Source organism: Rhizobium sp. AC27/96, assembly GCF_001692325.1.
GTDB lineage: Bacteria > Pseudomonadota > Alphaproteobacteria > Rhizobiales > Rhizobiaceae > Rhizobium.
On the sequence record NZ_LXKN01000066.1, the window covers coordinates 65723 to 81654 of the forward strand.

The 15932-nt window shown below is 60.9% G+C and carries 9 protein-coding genes; 7 read left to right on the forward strand and 2 right to left on the reverse strand.

Annotated elements, in window-relative coordinates:
- Positions 1–10: 10 nt before the first annotated feature.
- From A6U86_RS29630 to A6U86_RS35025, 6 genes are all read left to right on the forward strand, one after another.
- Positions 11–1303 carry an ABC transporter substrate-binding protein gene (locus A6U86_RS29630; protein ID WP_068399637.1) on the forward strand — a complete coding sequence of 431 codons (1293 nt, stop codon included), beginning with the start codon at positions 11–13 and terminating at the stop codon, positions 1301–1303.
- A 77-nt stretch (positions 1304–1380) separates the two neighbouring features.
- Positions 1381–2271, forward strand: coding sequence for a carbohydrate ABC transporter permease (locus A6U86_RS29635; protein WP_068399132.1), 891 nt, complete (start codon positions 1381–1383; stop codon positions 2269–2271).
- Between the two features lies 1 nt (position 2272).
- On the forward strand, positions 2273–3184 hold the full coding sequence (locus tag A6U86_RS29640) for a carbohydrate ABC transporter permease (protein ID WP_068399135.1): 912 nt from the start codon (positions 2273–2275) through the stop codon (positions 3182–3184).
- A gap of 23 nt (positions 3185–3207) precedes the next feature.
- The gene (locus A6U86_RS29645; RefSeq protein WP_068399137.1) at positions 3208–4290 is read left to right on the forward strand and encodes an ABC transporter ATP-binding protein; all 1083 of its coding nucleotides are present in this window, start codon (positions 3208–3210) and stop codon (positions 4288–4290) included.
- A 20-nt stretch (positions 4291–4310) separates the two neighbouring features.
- Positions 4311–5057 carry a ThuA domain-containing protein gene (locus A6U86_RS29650; protein WP_068399140.1) on the forward strand — a complete coding sequence of 249 codons (747 nt, stop codon included), beginning with the start codon at positions 4311–4313 and terminating at the stop codon, positions 5055–5057.
- A 74-nt stretch (positions 5058–5131) separates the two neighbouring features.
- Complete coding sequence (locus A6U86_RS35025) at positions 5132–5413, forward strand: MurR/RpiR family transcriptional regulator (protein WP_083197025.1); 282 nt, start codon at positions 5132–5134, stop codon at positions 5411–5413.
- A gap of 41 nt (positions 5414–5454) precedes the next feature.
- Here the strand turns inward: A6U86_RS35025 and A6U86_RS29660 are convergent, their stop codons facing one another.
- On the reverse strand, positions 5455–5892 hold the full coding sequence (locus A6U86_RS29660; protein ID WP_068399144.1) for a VOC family protein: 438 nt from the start codon (positions 5890–5892) through the stop codon (positions 5455–5457).
- Between the two features lie 388 nt (positions 5893–6280).
- Here A6U86_RS29660 and A6U86_RS29665 point away from each other — a divergent pair, with 388 nt between their 5' ends.
- The gene (locus tag A6U86_RS29665; protein ID WP_068399149.1) at positions 6281–14782 is read left to right on the forward strand and encodes a glucoamylase family protein; all 8502 of its coding nucleotides are present in this window, start codon (positions 6281–6283) and stop codon (positions 14780–14782) included.
- An 82-nt stretch (positions 14783–14864) separates the two neighbouring features.
- Here the strand turns inward: A6U86_RS29665 and A6U86_RS29670 are convergent, their stop codons facing one another.
- The gene (locus tag A6U86_RS29670) at positions 14865–15926 is read right to left on the reverse strand and encodes an ABC transporter ATP-binding protein (protein WP_068399151.1); all 1062 of its coding nucleotides are present in this window, start codon (positions 15924–15926) and stop codon (positions 14865–14867) included.
- Positions 15927–15932 lie beyond the last annotated feature (6 nt).

Consider the following 15932-nt stretch of genomic DNA (forward strand, 5'->3'; position numbering starts at 1 on the left):
GGGGTGGATGCTGAAGAGCTTTCTCATGGCCGGCATATGCGTCGCCGGCCTGTCAGTTTTCATGAGCGCCGCCAACGCGGAGACCATCCGAATTGCCGAACATCGTCAGGCGCGCATCGATGCGCTGAAGGTCGTCGTTCCGGACATCGAAAAGAAGCTAGGCGTGACGATCGAGGTCATCGAATATCCAGCGCCGGAGAAAGACTATCTGTCGAAGCTGCTGACCGAGCTTCGGGCCGGCAATGCACCAGATCTGTTCACCGCTCCCGCCGGGCAGGATGTCGCGGATATGGTGGCGGCAGGTTATCTCGCGCCGATCACCACCGAATTCAGGGCCTGGGATGGCTATAGCCAGCTGTTCGATGTCTCCAAGAAGCTCGTGACGCGACCCGATGGCGACGTTTACGTCTTGCCGGCCATGCTGGGCGTGCAGCAGCTCTACTATCGTCGCGACATTCTGGAAAAGGCCGGCATCTCCACGGAGCAGCCGAAGACCTGGAAGGATCTCCTCGATCGCGCCAAGGAAATCAAGGCAAAGACCGGCGCCTATGGGCTGCTGTTTCCGGCCGGCGTGACCTGGGGCGGCGGTGCCTTTGCCGAGGGGTTCAGATATCTCGTCGTCGGAAGCTCAACGCCACAGATCGCCAATGACGATGGCACCCTCAACCTGAAGGGCGATGGCATCAAGGATGCGCTCGGCTTCTACAAGGATCTCATCGACAGCGATTTGATGCCCGTCCAGCCCCTGCTTGGCCCCGAGCCATGGGTGACGCCAAAATACCAGATGTTCCCCGAGGGCAAGCTGGTCGCCACGACCTGCGGCTCCTGGTGCTACATTTATGACTGGGGTCCGGAGAGCAAGAATCCGATTCCAAACGTCACGCAGGCCGTCGGCACATGGACCATGCCCGGAAAAGACGGCGGCGAGCATGTCCTGGTCGACATCGATAGCGCATGGGGCGTGAACGCACAGGGCTCCGATCCCGATCTTGCCAAGAAGGTTCTGCTCGAACTCGGCTCGGTCAAGGCCGATGTCGCCTACTCGGAACGCCTCGGCAACATACCCGGGCGCAAGGACGCCACGAGCGATCCCGAATTTCAGAAGCTCACCGCGCTCGTGCCTGTTCTGGCGGCCGTCGAGAAGGGCGTGTTTCTGAATTCCGCCCCCGGTTTCTCCGCCGTCTCCGAGGGCGTCGCGCGTGCCACCGAGGCACTCCTGCGCAAGGAGACGGATGCTGCCGGTGCACAGAAGATCCTCGTCGATTATGTCAGCGAGACGCTCGGCGACGACATGGTGAAATAACCTATCCGTTCAATCTTGGAACCAGCGGGAAGAGGCGACAGCGCTCGCTCTTCCCGCCGAATAGGGACGGTTGCGCAATGCCCGCAAAGAATTTCCACGAAGCCCGGATCAGGCGGCAGCTGTTTCTGATCCTGCTGCCCTCGATGCTGCTGCTGCTCGCCTTCGTGATCTATCCGGCAGTTTATTCCGTCTATCTGAGCTTCACCAATGAGGCGTTGACCGGTGCTGGCGCTCTGACGCCGCGTTTCGTCGGGATTCGCAACTACGCCCGCCTCCTCAACGACACCAAGTTCTGGAACTCGCTTCTCGTTACCTTCCTTTTCGTGCTTGGCTCGGCGATCATAGGGCAATTCGTCCTCGGACTCGTCTCGGCGATGGCGCTTGGCCGGTCGATCCGCTTCCGGAAGGTCTTCGCCTCGATCATCCTGCTGCCCAATGCAGCGCCCGAGGTCGTGGCCGGCTTCATGTGGATCTCGATGCTGGCGGGCGGCGAACAAGCGACGCTGAGCCGCATCGTTGCATCCTTCGGTGTCGAACCCTCCGATTGGCTGAACACCTTCCCGCTTGCCATGATCATCGTCGTCAACACCTGGCGCGGTATCGCCACCGCGATGATCCTTCTGACCGCCGGCCTCAGCACCATTCCCGGCGAAATCTACGAGGCGGCGCGGATGGATGGTGCAACTCCGATGCAAACGTTCCGCCGCATCACGTTGCCGCTGATGATGCCCACCATCCTGCTCTACATGCTCATCTCCGCCGTCTCGACGATCGCCGTGTTCGGCCTCGTCTACGCGCTCACGCGCGGCGGACCGGGCGGAGCGACCGAGCTCATCAGCATCTACATCTACAATCAGTCCTTCACGTCATATCAGCTTGGCTACGGCGCGGCCGTCGCCGTCGTGGTGCTGCTGATCTCCGTTGTGATCGGCGTCGGCTACGTCAAGGCCATGAAGGTGGAGGTCTAGGATGGCTGCAATCTCCCCGGCGGAAAGCGCAAACAAAGTGAAGGGCGACCTTCTGGCCTATGCAACGCTTTCGCTCATCTCGATCTTCTGCGCCATTCCATTCCTTTGGGTGTTTCTCGCCTCCCTTGACGGCAATGCGCAACTGTTTCTCCGTTGGCCCGAGCAATGGACACTAGGCAATTATGCCAGGATCTTCATCCAGGAAGATGGCGGTCGGTGGCTGTTCAATTCGCTGTTCATCGTCGGCAGTTCGACGGCTGTCGTTATCGTGCTCGCCGGGCTTGGCGGCTACGCGCTTTCCCGCACGACGGCCTGGTGGAAGCTGCCGTTTCTCTATGGGATCCTGCTGATCAGGGTGCTGCCGCCGACTGCGCTCGTCGTCCCGCTCTACAAGATCCTGCTCACGCTCAATCTTGCCGAGGCGGCGATGTTGCGGCCGATCTTCGGCAGTTCCACGCGGGCCATCATGCGCTGGACCGGCTTCATCGACGGATATCTCGGCATTATTCTCGTCCTCGCAACAATGCAGCTCCCGCTGGCGCTGTGGATCATGAAGACCTTCTTCGACGGCCTGCCCAGGGACTATGAAGAGGCGGCGCTGATGGACGGCGCGACGATGGTGCAGCGCATCCGCCGCGTGCTTGTGCCGCTGGCGCTGCCGGGCCTTGCCGCGGCCGGCCTGTTCGCCTTCATTTCCGCCTGGGGCGATTTCCTGCTTCCCCTGACCTTCCTCTCCTCGCCCGAGCTGCAGCCGCTGCCGCTCGGCCTGTTCCGGGCCTATCTGCGGGTGAATACTGTTGATTACGGTTTTCTTGCTGCCCTGGCGTTCATCTACCTGCTTCCCGCTGTCGTCGCCTTCGGCTTTGCCCGCCGTTTCCTGGTGCAGACCTTTGCCGGTGGCGTGAAGGGTTAGCCGATGAAGAAAGAGCAACAACAATGATTACTTTGAATAATGTTCGTAAATTCTACGGTGCGCTCGAAGTCATCAAGGGCGTGGATATCACCGTCGAGGATGGAGAGTTTGCCGTTTTCGTCGGCCCGTCCGGCTGCGGAAAGTCGACGCTGCTGCGCATGATCGCCGGTCTTGAGGGGATCGATGACGGCGACCTCATCCTCAACGGCCAGCGCATCAACGATGTGCCGCCCGACAAGCGCGGCATCGCCATGGTCTTCCAGTCCTATGCGCTCTATCCGCATATGACCGTCGCGGAGAATATCGGCTTTTCGCTCAGCCTGAAGAAGGTTCCGGAGGCCGAAATCCGCAAGCAAGTGGAGGGTGTCGCCGAGATCCTGCAGCTGACGGACTACCTTAATCGCCGCCCGGCTGCCCTTTCCGGTGGCCAGCGGCAGCGCGTGGCGATCGGCCGGGCGATCATCAAGAAACCGTCGCTCATCCTGTTCGACGAACCGCTTTCGAACCTCGATTCTGCCCTCAGAGTCCAGATGCGTGCCGAACTGCAGCGCCTGCATCGCGAATTGAAGGCGACCGTTGTCTATGTCACTCACGACCAGGTCGAGGCTATGACGATGGCCGACCGGATCGTCGTGCTGAACAAGGGCACGGTTGCGCAGCAGGGCGCGCCCATGGAGCTCTATCACCGTCCCGAAAACGAATTCGTCGCCACGTTCATTGGCTCGCCGAAGATGAACGTCATCCCAATGACGGCCAGCCGCAACGGCTCCGGGGCGGCGCTCACAAGCGGCATCGGGCTCGAACTCGGCCTTGCGGATCTGGATGGCCGGATACCGCAGGGCGAGGTGCGGCTCGGCGTTCGCCCGGAGCATTTGAAGCTTGCGGCTCACGGGCAGGGGACGTTCGAGACGGAGGTTCAGCTTGTCGAGCGGCTTGGCGTGGAAACCTATCTCACCGTCGGTCGCCGGGACGACCCTCTGATCGTTCGAACCGAGGGCGACATGATTCTCCGCCCCGGCGATCGCGTCTCCCTGCGTGTCGATCCCGATAGCTGTCACGTCTTCGACACGGCCGGCCGCCTCGTTCGTCCGGCAGCAATCTCTTAAAACCACCTGAGGAAAGTGAAATGACAATCAAAGTGACCATTTGGAACGAAGGCCGGCACGAGAAGACCGATGAGATCGTGCAGAAGCTTTACCCCGACCGGATGGATGGTGCGATCGCCAAGGGGATCGAAAGGCCTGACCTCGAGATCCGCCGCACAACCATGGATGACCCGGAAGAAGGTCTGCCGGATTCGCTGCTTGAAGATACCGACGTTCTGCTCTGGTGGGGTCATGTGGCACATGAAGAGGTCAGCGACGGGCTGATCGACCGGATCCAGCAGCGGGTGCTCAAGGGCATGGGCCTGCTGATCCTGCACTCCGGCCATCATTCGAAGCTGTTCCGGCGCCTGATGGGAACGAATGCAAACCTCTCCTGGCGCGAACTGCCCGAAGGCGATCTCGAACGCGTGTGGGTGATCAATCCTTCGCATCCGATCGCAGAGGGGCTGCCGCCTTATTTCGAAGTCGAGGCTTCGGAAATGTATGGCGAGCCCTTCGATATTCCGCAGCCCGACGAGCTGGTCTTCATCTCCTGGTATTCCGGCGGCGAAGTGTTCCGCAGCGGCTGCACCTTCCAGCGCGGCCGCGGCCGGATCTTCTTCTTCAGCCCCGGGCACGAGAGCTATCCGGTGTACCACAACCAGCACGTCCTGAAGGTGATCTCCAACGGCATCCGCTGGGCACAGCAGAGACATACCGACGGCAGGATCCTTGAGAATTGGCACCGCAAGGAGCCGCTGCACGGAAAGACCGCGCCCAGGTCCTGAGGCTACCTCCCGTGGGAGGCTGGGGCGTTCGCGCTCCGGCTTCCTGCGGGACGTTCTATTTTGGAGGCCATGCGATGACGGAAGCCCATGCCGAGTTAACGGGCCGCATGCTTGATGCGGATTTCTGGATGCGGGTCCGTTGTCGGCATGATGGATGTTTTGCGCCGCTTGCAAAGCTGGCCGCCGAGCACCCCGATGTGTTCGCATTCGAATCCGGCCTGCAGATAGCAAAACGTTGCCAGACATCCCAGACAACGGTCGTTCGCTTCGCCCATCACCTCGGCTTTGAGGGGTTCTCGCAAATGAAGAGGGCGTTTCGCCTTGCCTTGAGAAGCCGTATCCGGGCGATCAACTGATACGGCTCTGGCATGAGCTCTGATCTGCTCTTCGCATGGCGTTAGCCGAGTTCCTGAGCGAGCCCGATGAGAAGCCCTCCGGGACCACGAATGTAGCAGAGCCGGTATATATCCTTGTACTGCACGACTTCGCCTACCAGCTGCGCGCCGCGCTTGCGGAGCCTTTCGAGCGTCTCGTCGACATCGTCCACGGAGAACATGACGCGAAGGTAGCCGAGAGCGTTGACCGGGGCATTGCGGTGATCCTCGATCACGGCCGGTCTGATGAAGCGGGAGAGTTCAAGCCGGCTGTGGCCATCCGGCGTGCGCATCATGGCAACCTCGACGTGCTGATCGCCCAGTCCGGTGACACGCCCGGCCCACTCTCCTTCGATCGTGGCCCGCCCTTCGAGCTCGAGCCCGAGCTCACGCAAGAAATCAATCGTCTCGTCGAGATCGTCGACGACGATTCCGACATTATGCATCTGCTTGATCGCCATGTGTCCAACCTCCCGGGTGCGATTGCAATCTACAGGGTGTCTTCCCGTCAAACAACGGACGAGTTGTGCAATCTCCCGGCCTGAGCGGACCGGCAAGATCATGCAAGGCATCACGGCCACCGGCGGAATCGCCCACTGGGCGTTGTTTTGTAAGGCAACGCTGCCGATGGCCCATGCCCGTTCACTAAATATGTGCCATGATTAATCGCGCGTTCATTTTGCAGTCGCTATTGAGGAGCGTTAACAGTTTCCAATATTTCATGTCTGAACAGAGCTATTTCCCTTCAAACCCACGAAGAGCCCGAACACGGAACTTTTGCGCCCCCAGGCGCATCTTGTTTGGTCAGGATATTCAATCGGACATGATCTCAACAGAAGAGCGGATGGTATGGTGTCTCAAAATCTAACGGGCGGTTCGACCGCGCAGGCCAAACTGCCTCTCGCGGATGTCGATTTCGGAATCCGCTCTACTCTTTTGTCGAATGATCAATTGAGAGCCAAGGCCACGCAATTTGCGGAAAGCCAGAAGCTCGATGTCGCGAGCTTCGAAAACTTCGATTTCTTTCAACGGCATCGCGAGAACGAAAGCGAGATCCTGCGGGTCTATCGCGCTGCGGCAGCGGATGTCGATGCCGGCGAAAGCATCACGCCGGCGACGGAGTGGCTTCTCGACAACCACTACATTGTCGAGGAGGCTATTCAGGAAGTCCGTCGGGACTTCCCGAAGAAATTCTATCGCGAGCTGCGCACGATCAATCTGAATGGGGTAGCAATACCGCGCACTCTGGCGCTCGCCTGGCTCTATATGGCCCATGCCCATAGCAATATCAGCAATGCCGGCATGGCGGCCGTCACGGAAGGCTTCCAGGACAAGCAGACCTTGCATATCGGCGAACTCTGGGCGCTGCCGTCGCTCGTTCGCTATGTGCTGATCGACAATCTGCGGCGCGTTGCAACCCGGATAGACAAGAGCCGCGAGATGCGCGGCATCGCCAATGCCGCAGCCACCAAGGTGATTGCGCTCGGCGACGCAAGCTCCGCCGAATTCCTTGAGACGCTGTCCGCCAATCTCGACGACACGACCTTCGTGACGCAGCTGCACTATCGTCTGCGCAACGCGATCGAGCCCACCGATGCCGCACTCGGCTGGCTGGAAGCAAAGCTCGCTGCGAAAGGCACCGACGCCGAAGCCGTCATGTCGCTGGAGCAGACGCGACTTGCCTCCGGCAACACGCTGATGGGCAGCATCATCAAGAGCCTCAGGGAGATCGATGATACCGATTGGTCGACCTGGGTCGAAGAGGTCAGCAAGATCGACAAGCTTCTATGGAAGCAGACCGATTATGCTGAGCTCGACTCCGGTTCCCGCAATGCCTATCGCCGCCAGATCGAGAAGCTGGCAAAGCGCAGCGAGAAGACGGAGCTTGATATCGCAGAGGCGGCCATCAGCCTGGCCGAGCGCTCTGCCGCTGGCGGCAAGGACCCGTCGGCCGCCGCCGCTAATGTCGGCTATTTCCTGGTTGGCGCCGGCCGCCCCTTGCTCGAGGCGGAGATCGATTTCCGGCAGACGATTGGCCTGCGGTTCATGCGGGCGATCCGCCGCCTGAACTGGCTGGCGATTGCCGTGCCCGTACTCACCCTCACGCTGTTGGCGCTCCTTGCCGTCGGCAGCGTTTTCGTCAGCACCGGCATTCCGGTCATCGCGACCATCGTTCTTTTGCTGGCATTCGCGCTACCGGCCTCGGAAGGTGCTACCGGCCTCTTCAACTTCTTCGCCACCTTCTTCATCGCGCCTGATCGCCTAATCGGCTACGAATTCAAGAAGGGCTTGCCTGCCGAGGCCCGCACGCTCGTCACCATCCCGAGCCTGATCGGCAAGCGCGAGCATGTCGATGAGCTGATCCGCAATCTCGAGGTTCATTATCTAGCCAATCCCCTCGGCGAAATCTACTATGCCCTGCTCACCGACTGGCCCGACAGCCAGGAGGAGCAGAACGCTCGCGATCTCGAAATCCTCGACTATGCGAAGCGCCAGATGGCCAATCTCGAGGCGCGTTATGCCGAGGAAGGCAAGCAGCGCTTCTATCTGCTGCATCGCCGCCGTCTTCACAATCCGGCGGAAGGTGCGTGGATGGGCTGGGAGCGCAAGCGCGGCAAGCTGCACGAACTGAACATGCTGCTGCGCGGCAGCCGCGATACCACCTTCCTGCCCGGTGCCGACAAGGTGCCGCAGGATGTGAAATATGTCATGACGCTCGACAGCGATACGCGCATCATTCGCGACACGGTGACGAAGCTCGTCGGCAAGTTGCACCATCCGATCAACCGTCCGGTATTCGACGCCAAGAGCCAGCGCGTCGTCGACGGCTATAGCGTTCTGCAGCCGCGCGTCACCCCGTCACTGACGACAGGTAAGGATGCGTCGGCCTTCCAGCGCATCTTCTCGGTCAATCGCGGCCTCGACCCTTACGTCTTCGCCGTTTCCGACGTCTATCAGGATATCACCGGCGAAGGCACCTTCACGGGCAAGGGGCTTTATCACGTCGATGCCTTCGAGGCCTCGCTGAAGGGCAGGATCGAGGAAAACTCGGTGCTCAGCCACGACCTGCTCGAAGGCTCGATGGCGCGATGCGCCCTGGTGACAGACTGCGAGCTCGTAGAGGATTTTCCGATCCGCTACGAAGTGGAAATCTCCCGTCAGCATCGCTGGGCTCGCGGCGACTGGCAGCTCCTTCCCTATATATTCAACCCGAAGCGTGGCGTGACGGCGCTCGGCCGCTGGAAGATGGCTGATAACCTTCGCCGCTCGCTGACGCCGATCGCCTGGTTCCTGGCGTCAGCCCTCGGCTGGTACTGGATGAGCCCGCTCGGCGCGCTGCTCTGGCAGATCGTGCTGATCTTCAGCCTGTTCGTGGCGCCGACGCTGTCGCTGATCAACGGCATCATCCCGCGCACCAGCGATATCATCCTGCGCGCCCACCTTCATACGGTCTGGAACGATATTCAGAATGCCAATGCGCAGGTAGCGCTGCGTATCGTTTTCATCGTCGATACCGCCTGCGTCATGGCCGATGCCATCATCCGCTCGCTCTATCGCGCCTTCGTCAGCCGCAAGCTGATGCTGCAATGGCGCACCGCCGCCAGCGCGCAGGCCATGGCACAGACGACCATTCTCGGCCACTACAAGGTCATGTGGCGGGCTCCGGTCCTCGCCCTTCTCGCGCTGCTCTTTGCCGTGTCTTCCGGTGACAGCGCCTTTCTGGTCGGCGTTCCCTTCATCATCCTCTGGGTGCTGTCGCCCGTGATCGCCTGGATCGTCAGCCAGACGGCGGAGACGGAAGACAGGCTCGTTGTTCCCGACAAGGTGAGAAGCGAGCTTCGCAAGATCGCACGGCGCACCTGGCGCTACTTTGATAATTTCGTCGTTCCCGGACAGCATTACCTGCCGCCGGACAACGTGCAGCAAACGCCGCATGCCGTCGTGGCGATGCGAACGTCGCCGACCAATATCGGCGTTTATCTCCTGTCGGTGGTTTCGGCGCGACATTTCGGCTGGATCTCGTTCGAAGATGCAATCAAGCGCATCGAGCAGACGATCGAGACGACCGCGAAACTCGAAAAATATCGTGGCCACCTGTTCAACTGGTATCACACCGATACGCTGAAGCCGCTTGGCCGGAAATATGTGTCGTCGGTGGATAGCGGCAATCTGGCCGGCCATCTGATCGCCGTGGCCTCCGCCTGCCGCATTTGGGCGCTGAATCCTGCCGCGCAGGTTCACGGCAGCCTCGATGGCATCGGCGACGTTGCCGGTATCCTTCGTGAGGTCCTGACCGAGGTTGCGGATGACAACAAGATAAGCCGCGACCTGCGGGCTCGCGTTGAGGAGCGGATCACCACCTTTGAGGCCACGCTCGCAGCGGCCAAGCAGAAGAACGAGTTTTCTTCGGCCACCATCGAGCGGCTTGTCGCGGACGCCCGGGAGATCGCCAAATTCGCCGGCGATCTCGATCGGGAGGTCAAGTCGGCCAAGAGCGAAGAGGTCGTCCACTGGGCCGGCAAGCTTACCGCGACCTGCGACCTTCATCTGGTCGACAACTCTTTCGACCAGGCGAAGATGGATGCCGTCTCGGAAAGGCTTGTTGCGGTCGGCAATCGCGCTCGCGAGCTCGCCTTTGCCATGGATTTCAGCTTCCTCTTCCGTCCCGAGCGCCGGCTGTTGTCGATCGGCTTCCGGGTCGAAACCGAAGAAGTCGATGCCGCCTGCTACGATCTTCTCGCGTCCGAAGCCCGTCTGACCAGCCTCTTTGCCGTCGCCAAGGGCGATCTGCCGACCGAGCATTGGTACAAGCTCGGACGTCACGTCGTTCCGGTCGGACCGCGCGGCGCGCTGGTTTCCTGGTCGGGCTCGATGTTCGAATATCTGATGCCGCCGCTCGTGATGCAGGAGCGCCAGGGCGGTATCCTGAACCAGACGAACAATCTGATCGTCCAGGAACAGATGAATTACGCCAAGCACCTTGGTGGCATTCCATGGGGCATTTCGGAAGCGGCTTTCAACGCCCGCGACCACCAGATGAACTATCAGTACAGCAATTTCGGGGTGCCGACGCTCGGCCTCAAGCGTGGCCTCGGCCAGAATGCCGTCATCGCGCCCTATGCCTCGCTGCTGGCAAGCCAATACAACCCGATCGCCGCACTTGAGAATCTCGAGAGGCTTCGGGGCGTCGGTGCGCTCGGCATGTATGGTTTCCACGATGCCGTCGACTTCACGCCGAGCCGCGTGCCCGAGGGTAAGAAGCATGCGGTCATCTACAATTACTATGCCCACCATCACGGCATGTCGATCGCAGCCGTCGCCAACGTCGCCTTCGACGGGCTTCTGCGCGAACTCTTCCATGCCGACCCGGTCATCGAGGCGGCCGAACTGCTGCTGCAGGAAAAGGCGCCGCGCGATATCCCGGTCATGGCTTCCAAGCACGAGACCGACGCGCCGGCTACCATTCAGGGCGATCTGATGCGCCCCGAAGTGCGCCGTGTGGAAGATCCGGCGTCTCTCGAACGCGAGCTGCTGCTACTGTCCAACGGCCGTTATTCGACCATGCTGACAGCGACCGGCGCCGGCTATACCCGCTGGAACAACCTGGCGATAAACCGCTGGCGGCCCGATCCGACAGAAGATCGCTGGGGTTCCTTCATCTTCCTGCGGGATATGGGGTCGCATGAATGGTGGTCTGCGACTGCCGAGCCGCGCTCCATCGCCAATGAGCATGTCCGTGTGACATTCAGCGACGACAAGGCCGAGTTCATCAAGACCGTCGGCGATCTCACCAGCGAAATGGAAGTCTTCATCGCGAGCGATCGCGATGCCGAAGGCCGCCGCCTGACGATTTCCAATACCGGAACGGAAGATCGGGTCATCGAAGTCACCTCCTATATGGAGCCCGTTGCCACGCTCGATATCGTCGATACCGGGCATCCGGCCTTTGCCCGTATGTTCGTGCACACCGAGATTGCCGGCCAGGGCGATGCGATTTTCGTCGAACGCCGCAAGCGTGGCGTGACCGATCCGGAAGTAGCGATCGCGCAGCTTGTTGTCGACGGCAGCGGCGAGGGACCAACGCAATTCGAGACCGACCGCATGCGCTTCCTCGGCAGGGGACGCACCTTGACGGAGGCCGCCGCCTTCGACGAAGGCGCCACCCTTTCGGGCACCGATGGGTTCACCATGGATGCCTGCGTGTCGCTGCGCCGTGTCGTCCGCATTCCAGCCGGCCAAAAGGTCAGCCTGGTCTTCTGGACCATTGCGGCTGCGAACCGGTCGGATCTCGACGCTACGCTCGTGCACTATCGCCAGCCTGACAGTTTCACCCAGGGTCTTGTCCAGGCATGGACGCGGACCCAGAAACAGCTGCGCCAGATCGGCGTCAACTCCAAGGAAGCGGCGGCCTACCAGCGCTTTGCGCGCTATATCGTCTATCCCGAAATGTCTCTGCGGGCTGACAGCGAAGCGGTTCGCGCCGGCCTCAAGTCGCAGTCGGTCCTTTGGGGGGCAACCCTCTCCGGCGACGTGCCGATCATCACGCTGCGCATGACGGACGAACGCGGCACCGATCTGGTCAAGGAGCTGCTACGCGCCCAGGGCTTCCTGCAGGCGCGTGGCGTCGAGGTCGATCTGGTGATCTTCAACGAGCGCACCGGCGAAGAAGCTTCGGAAATGCAGCGCATCATCGACCAGCTTTGCGATGGTGCGCGTCACGCCAGCGAGGCGGCCGGCATTCAGCGCAACATCTATGTCATCCGCAAGGACATGACCGAACCTAGTGTCTACGATGCGATCATCGCCTCCTCGCGCATTGTGCTGCGTGGGCGCGATGGCAGCCTGAAGGGTCAGCTGGAGCGGGCGCGCTCCGTCGCCGGATCGCCGGCGCTGCTTGGCCAGTGGGGTGATTCCACGCTTGTACCGAGAATGACCCGCAGCGAAACCGTTCCCGCGACGGATGCGGGACGCGATCTCACATTCTGGAATGGTTATGGCGGTTTCGCAGCAGAGGGCAGCGAATACGTCGTGCGCCTTTCGGGTGGCGAACAGACGCCGCATCCGTGGGTCAATATCATGGCCAATGAAAGCTTCGGCTTTCACGTCTCAGCCGAGGGTGCTGCCTTCACCTGGAGCCAGAACTCTCGCGACCATCAGCTGACGCCATGGACCAACGACATGGTCACCAACAGGCCTGGCGAAGCCTTCTATCTCAAGGATCTCGACCGTGGTTCGGTGATCGTGCCCTATGCTGCTCTGGCGCAGCATTCGGACACCCAGTTCCAAGCGCGCCACGGCTTGGGCTATTCCGTCTTCACGACCGTCCAGGACGAGATCGCGCTGGAAGTCACGCAGACCCTCCATATGGAGAAGTCGGTCAAGCTGACGCAGATTCGTATTCGCAACACGGCGAATGTGGCACGCAAGCTCCGCCTTTACGGCTATGCCGAATGGATTCTCGGCAACAACCCGACCAAGAGCAAGCCGTTTATCGTCTCGGAGTTTGATGCCGAGACTGGCGCGATCTTCGCGAACAATCCGTTCAGCGTCGATTTCTCGACGCGGGTGGCATCATTTGCCGCCAGCGAGAAACCATCCAGCATTTCCGGTAGCCGCCGCGAATTCATCGGCCGCCACGGGACGATCCAGCAGCCACGCACGGTTTCGGCCGGGTCGCGCCTGTCCGATGCGATTGATCTTGATGGAGATCCGGCCGCCGCAATGGCTTTCGATCTGACGATCGAAGCTGGCGGCGAGCACGACATCTGCTTCTACATGGGCGATGCCGGCTCGCGCGAGGAAGCGGCAGCGCTTCTGGCCGATATCCGCGCGGTCAGCTTCGACGAGGTACTGGGCAAGACCAGAGACTTCTGGAAGGTGTTTACGGGCAAGACGCGCGTTTCGACCCCGGATCAGCGCTTCGACTTCATGGTCAACAACTGGCTGCCCTATCAGACGCTCAGCTGCCGCATCATGGCACGCACGGCCTTCTATCAGTCGAGCGGTGCCTGGGGGCTTCGCGATCAGTTGCAGGATTCCCTGGCCTTCCTGCTGCATTCGCCGGAGATCGCCCGCAAGCAGATCGTCAATACCGGCAGGCGGCAGTTTCCGGAAGGCGACTTCCAGCATTGGTGGCTGGCCGATAGCGGCGCCGGTGTCCGGACGAACATCTCGGACGATCCGGTCTGGCTCGCCTTTGCCGTCGACCAATATTATACGGCGACCGGCGACGTCACGATCCTCGATGAAATGCTGCCTTTCGTCGAAGGTGCGGCGCTCAGCCCGGGTCAGCACGACGCCTTCTTCCAGCCGCGCCTCTCGGCCGAAAATGCATCGCTCTACGAGCATGCCGCCCTTGGCCTCGATCTGGCGATCAAACGCACGGGTGCAAATGGTCTGCCGCTGATGATGAGTGGCGACTGGGGTGACAAGATGGACCGCGTCGGCATTGATGGCCGCGGCGAAAGCGTTTGGCTCGGCTGGTTCCTGGCCGGTGCGCTTGGACGCTTCATCACCTATGCCGAAACACGTGGCGACGCGCAGCGTGTGAGCCGCTGGACGGATCATCTGGCAAAGCTGAAGAATGCGCTTGAAACAGCGGGATGGGACGGCAGCTACTATCGCCGCGCCTATTTCGACAATGGCGCGCCGCTCGGATCGCATCAATCCGATCAGGCCAAGATCGACTCTATTGCCCAGTCATGGAGCGTTCTGTCCGGCGAAGGCAATCCGGAACGCAGCGAAACGGCGATGAACGCAGTCCTCGAACAACTCGCGGACCAGGAGGGCGGCTTCATTCGCTTGTTGACGCCACCCTTCACGAACCCGGCGAACGATCCCGGCGCCATCAAGGCCTATCCTCCGGGCGTTCGCGAGAACGGCGGTCAATATACCCATGCTGCCGTATGGGCGACGCTGGCTTTCGCCCGCATGGGCCGTGCGGAGGACGCCTGGCGCTGCTTCGAGATGCTCAACCCGATCAATCATTCGCTCGATAAATCGGCGGCGGATGTCTATCGTGTCGAACCCTACGTGATCTCGGGTGACGTTTACAGCGAAGGTCCCCTCAAGGGTCGCGGCGGATGGAGCTGGTACACCGGCTCCGGCGGCTGGCTCTATCGAACGGCGATAGAGGGTATCCTCGGCGTTCGCGTCGAAAACGGCCATCTCCACGTCAAGCCGGTTCTCCCGGCAAAATGGGATGGCTTCTCGGCGGAGCTTCATTTGCCGAGTGGGGCGTACAAGGTGTCGGTTTCCAAGGGAGCGGCCGCGGACGGCTATGCCGTGACGATCAACGGGACCGCCATCGACCACCTTAACGAGGGATATCCGCTCGGCGCCGGGCAATAACGATAGTCCAAAGAAAAAGAGGCCGCCCGCAAATGCGGCGGCCTCTTGCCAAGCCTTCAGGGCGTAGCGGCAATAGATCTGCCTATTGGCCTATCGCAATGCTGCGGGTCTCTTTGTCGAAGAGATGAAACTGCGCGGGATCGATGGCGAGGCTGACGGGCTGCCCCACGCTTAGCTGCACGTTGCCGGCCAGGCGAACAGTGGTCAATTCAAGCCCCTCATGAGCAACGTAAGCATAGGTATCGGAACCCAGCCGTTCGATGACGTCGATCTTGCCTTCGAGATTGCCCTTGCCCGGTTCCAGAATGCCGAGATGCTCGGGACGGGCGCCGAGCTTGGCAGCCTGCGAGGGTGCGTAAGGCAGCAGTAACTTGCCGCCGCCGGCTATTTTCAATCCCCCTGCCGTCGGTTCGACGTCGTAGACATTCATCTTCGGCGAGCCGAGGAACTGCGCCACGAAGAGATTGGCCGGCTTCTCATAGAGATCGATCGGCGAGCCGATCTGCTGAATGGAGCCATCTTTCAGCACGACGATCTTGTCGGCGAGCGTCATCGCCTCGACCTGATCGTGGGTGACATAGATCATCGTTGCGCCAAGGCGCTGATGCAGCCGAGCGATTTCGATGCGCATTTCCGCACGCAGGGCGGCATCGAGGTTGGAAAGGGGTTCATCGAACAGGAACGCCACAGGGTCGCGAACGATGGCGCGGCCGATGGCGACGCGCTGCCGCTGTCCGCCGGAGAGCTCCTTGGGCTTTCGGTCGAGATAACTTTCCAATCGAAGTGCAGCTGCTGCCGCCTGGACACGTCGGTTGATCTCGGCCTTTGGCGTGCGTGCGACTTCCAGGCCAAAGGCCATATTGGCGCGCACGGTCTTGTGCGGATAAAGCGCGTAGGACTGGAAAACCATGGACAGAGCTCTGTCCGCCGGCCCGAGCTCGGTGACATCCTCGTCGCCAATGAGGACTTGGCCGGAGGTGACCTCCTCCAGACCGGCGACGAGGCGCAGCAGCGTTGATTTACCGCTGCCGGAAGGGCCGACGAAGACGACGAACTCGCCGTCTTCGATCCGCAGGTCAAGCCCGTGAATAATATCCAGGGCGCCGAAGGATTTGCGGATCTTGTTCAGTTCGATAACGGCCATGTCTGT

What these genes read in the sequence shown, in the direction of transcription:
- A6U86_RS29670 (WP_068399151.1), bottom strand. Translation starts at nt 15,926, where the DNA reads ATGGCCGTTATCGAACTGAACAAGATCCGCAAATCCTTCGGCGCCCTG.
- A6U86_RS29640 (WP_068399135.1), top strand. Translation starts at nt 2,273, where the DNA reads ATGGCTGCAATCTCCCCGGCGGAAAGCGCAAACAAAGTGAAGGGCGAC.
- A6U86_RS29660 (WP_068399144.1), bottom strand. Translation starts at nt 5,892, where the DNA reads ATGGCGATCAAGCAGATGCATAATGTCGGAATCGTCGTCGACGATCTC.
- A6U86_RS29665 (WP_068399149.1), top strand. Translation starts at nt 6,281, where the DNA reads ATGGTGTCTCAAAATCTAACGGGCGGTTCGACCGCGCAGGCCAAACTG.
- A6U86_RS29650 (WP_068399140.1), top strand. Translation starts at nt 4,311, where the DNA reads ATGACAATCAAAGTGACCATTTGGAACGAAGGCCGGCACGAGAAGACC.
- A6U86_RS35025 (WP_083197025.1), top strand. Translation starts at nt 5,132, where the DNA reads ATGACGGAAGCCCATGCCGAGTTAACGGGCCGCATGCTTGATGCGGAT.
- A6U86_RS29645 (WP_068399137.1), top strand. Translation starts at nt 3,208, where the DNA reads ATGATTACTTTGAATAATGTTCGTAAATTCTACGGTGCGCTCGAAGTC.
- A6U86_RS29635 (WP_068399132.1), top strand. Translation starts at nt 1,381, where the DNA reads ATGCCCGCAAAGAATTTCCACGAAGCCCGGATCAGGCGGCAGCTGTTT.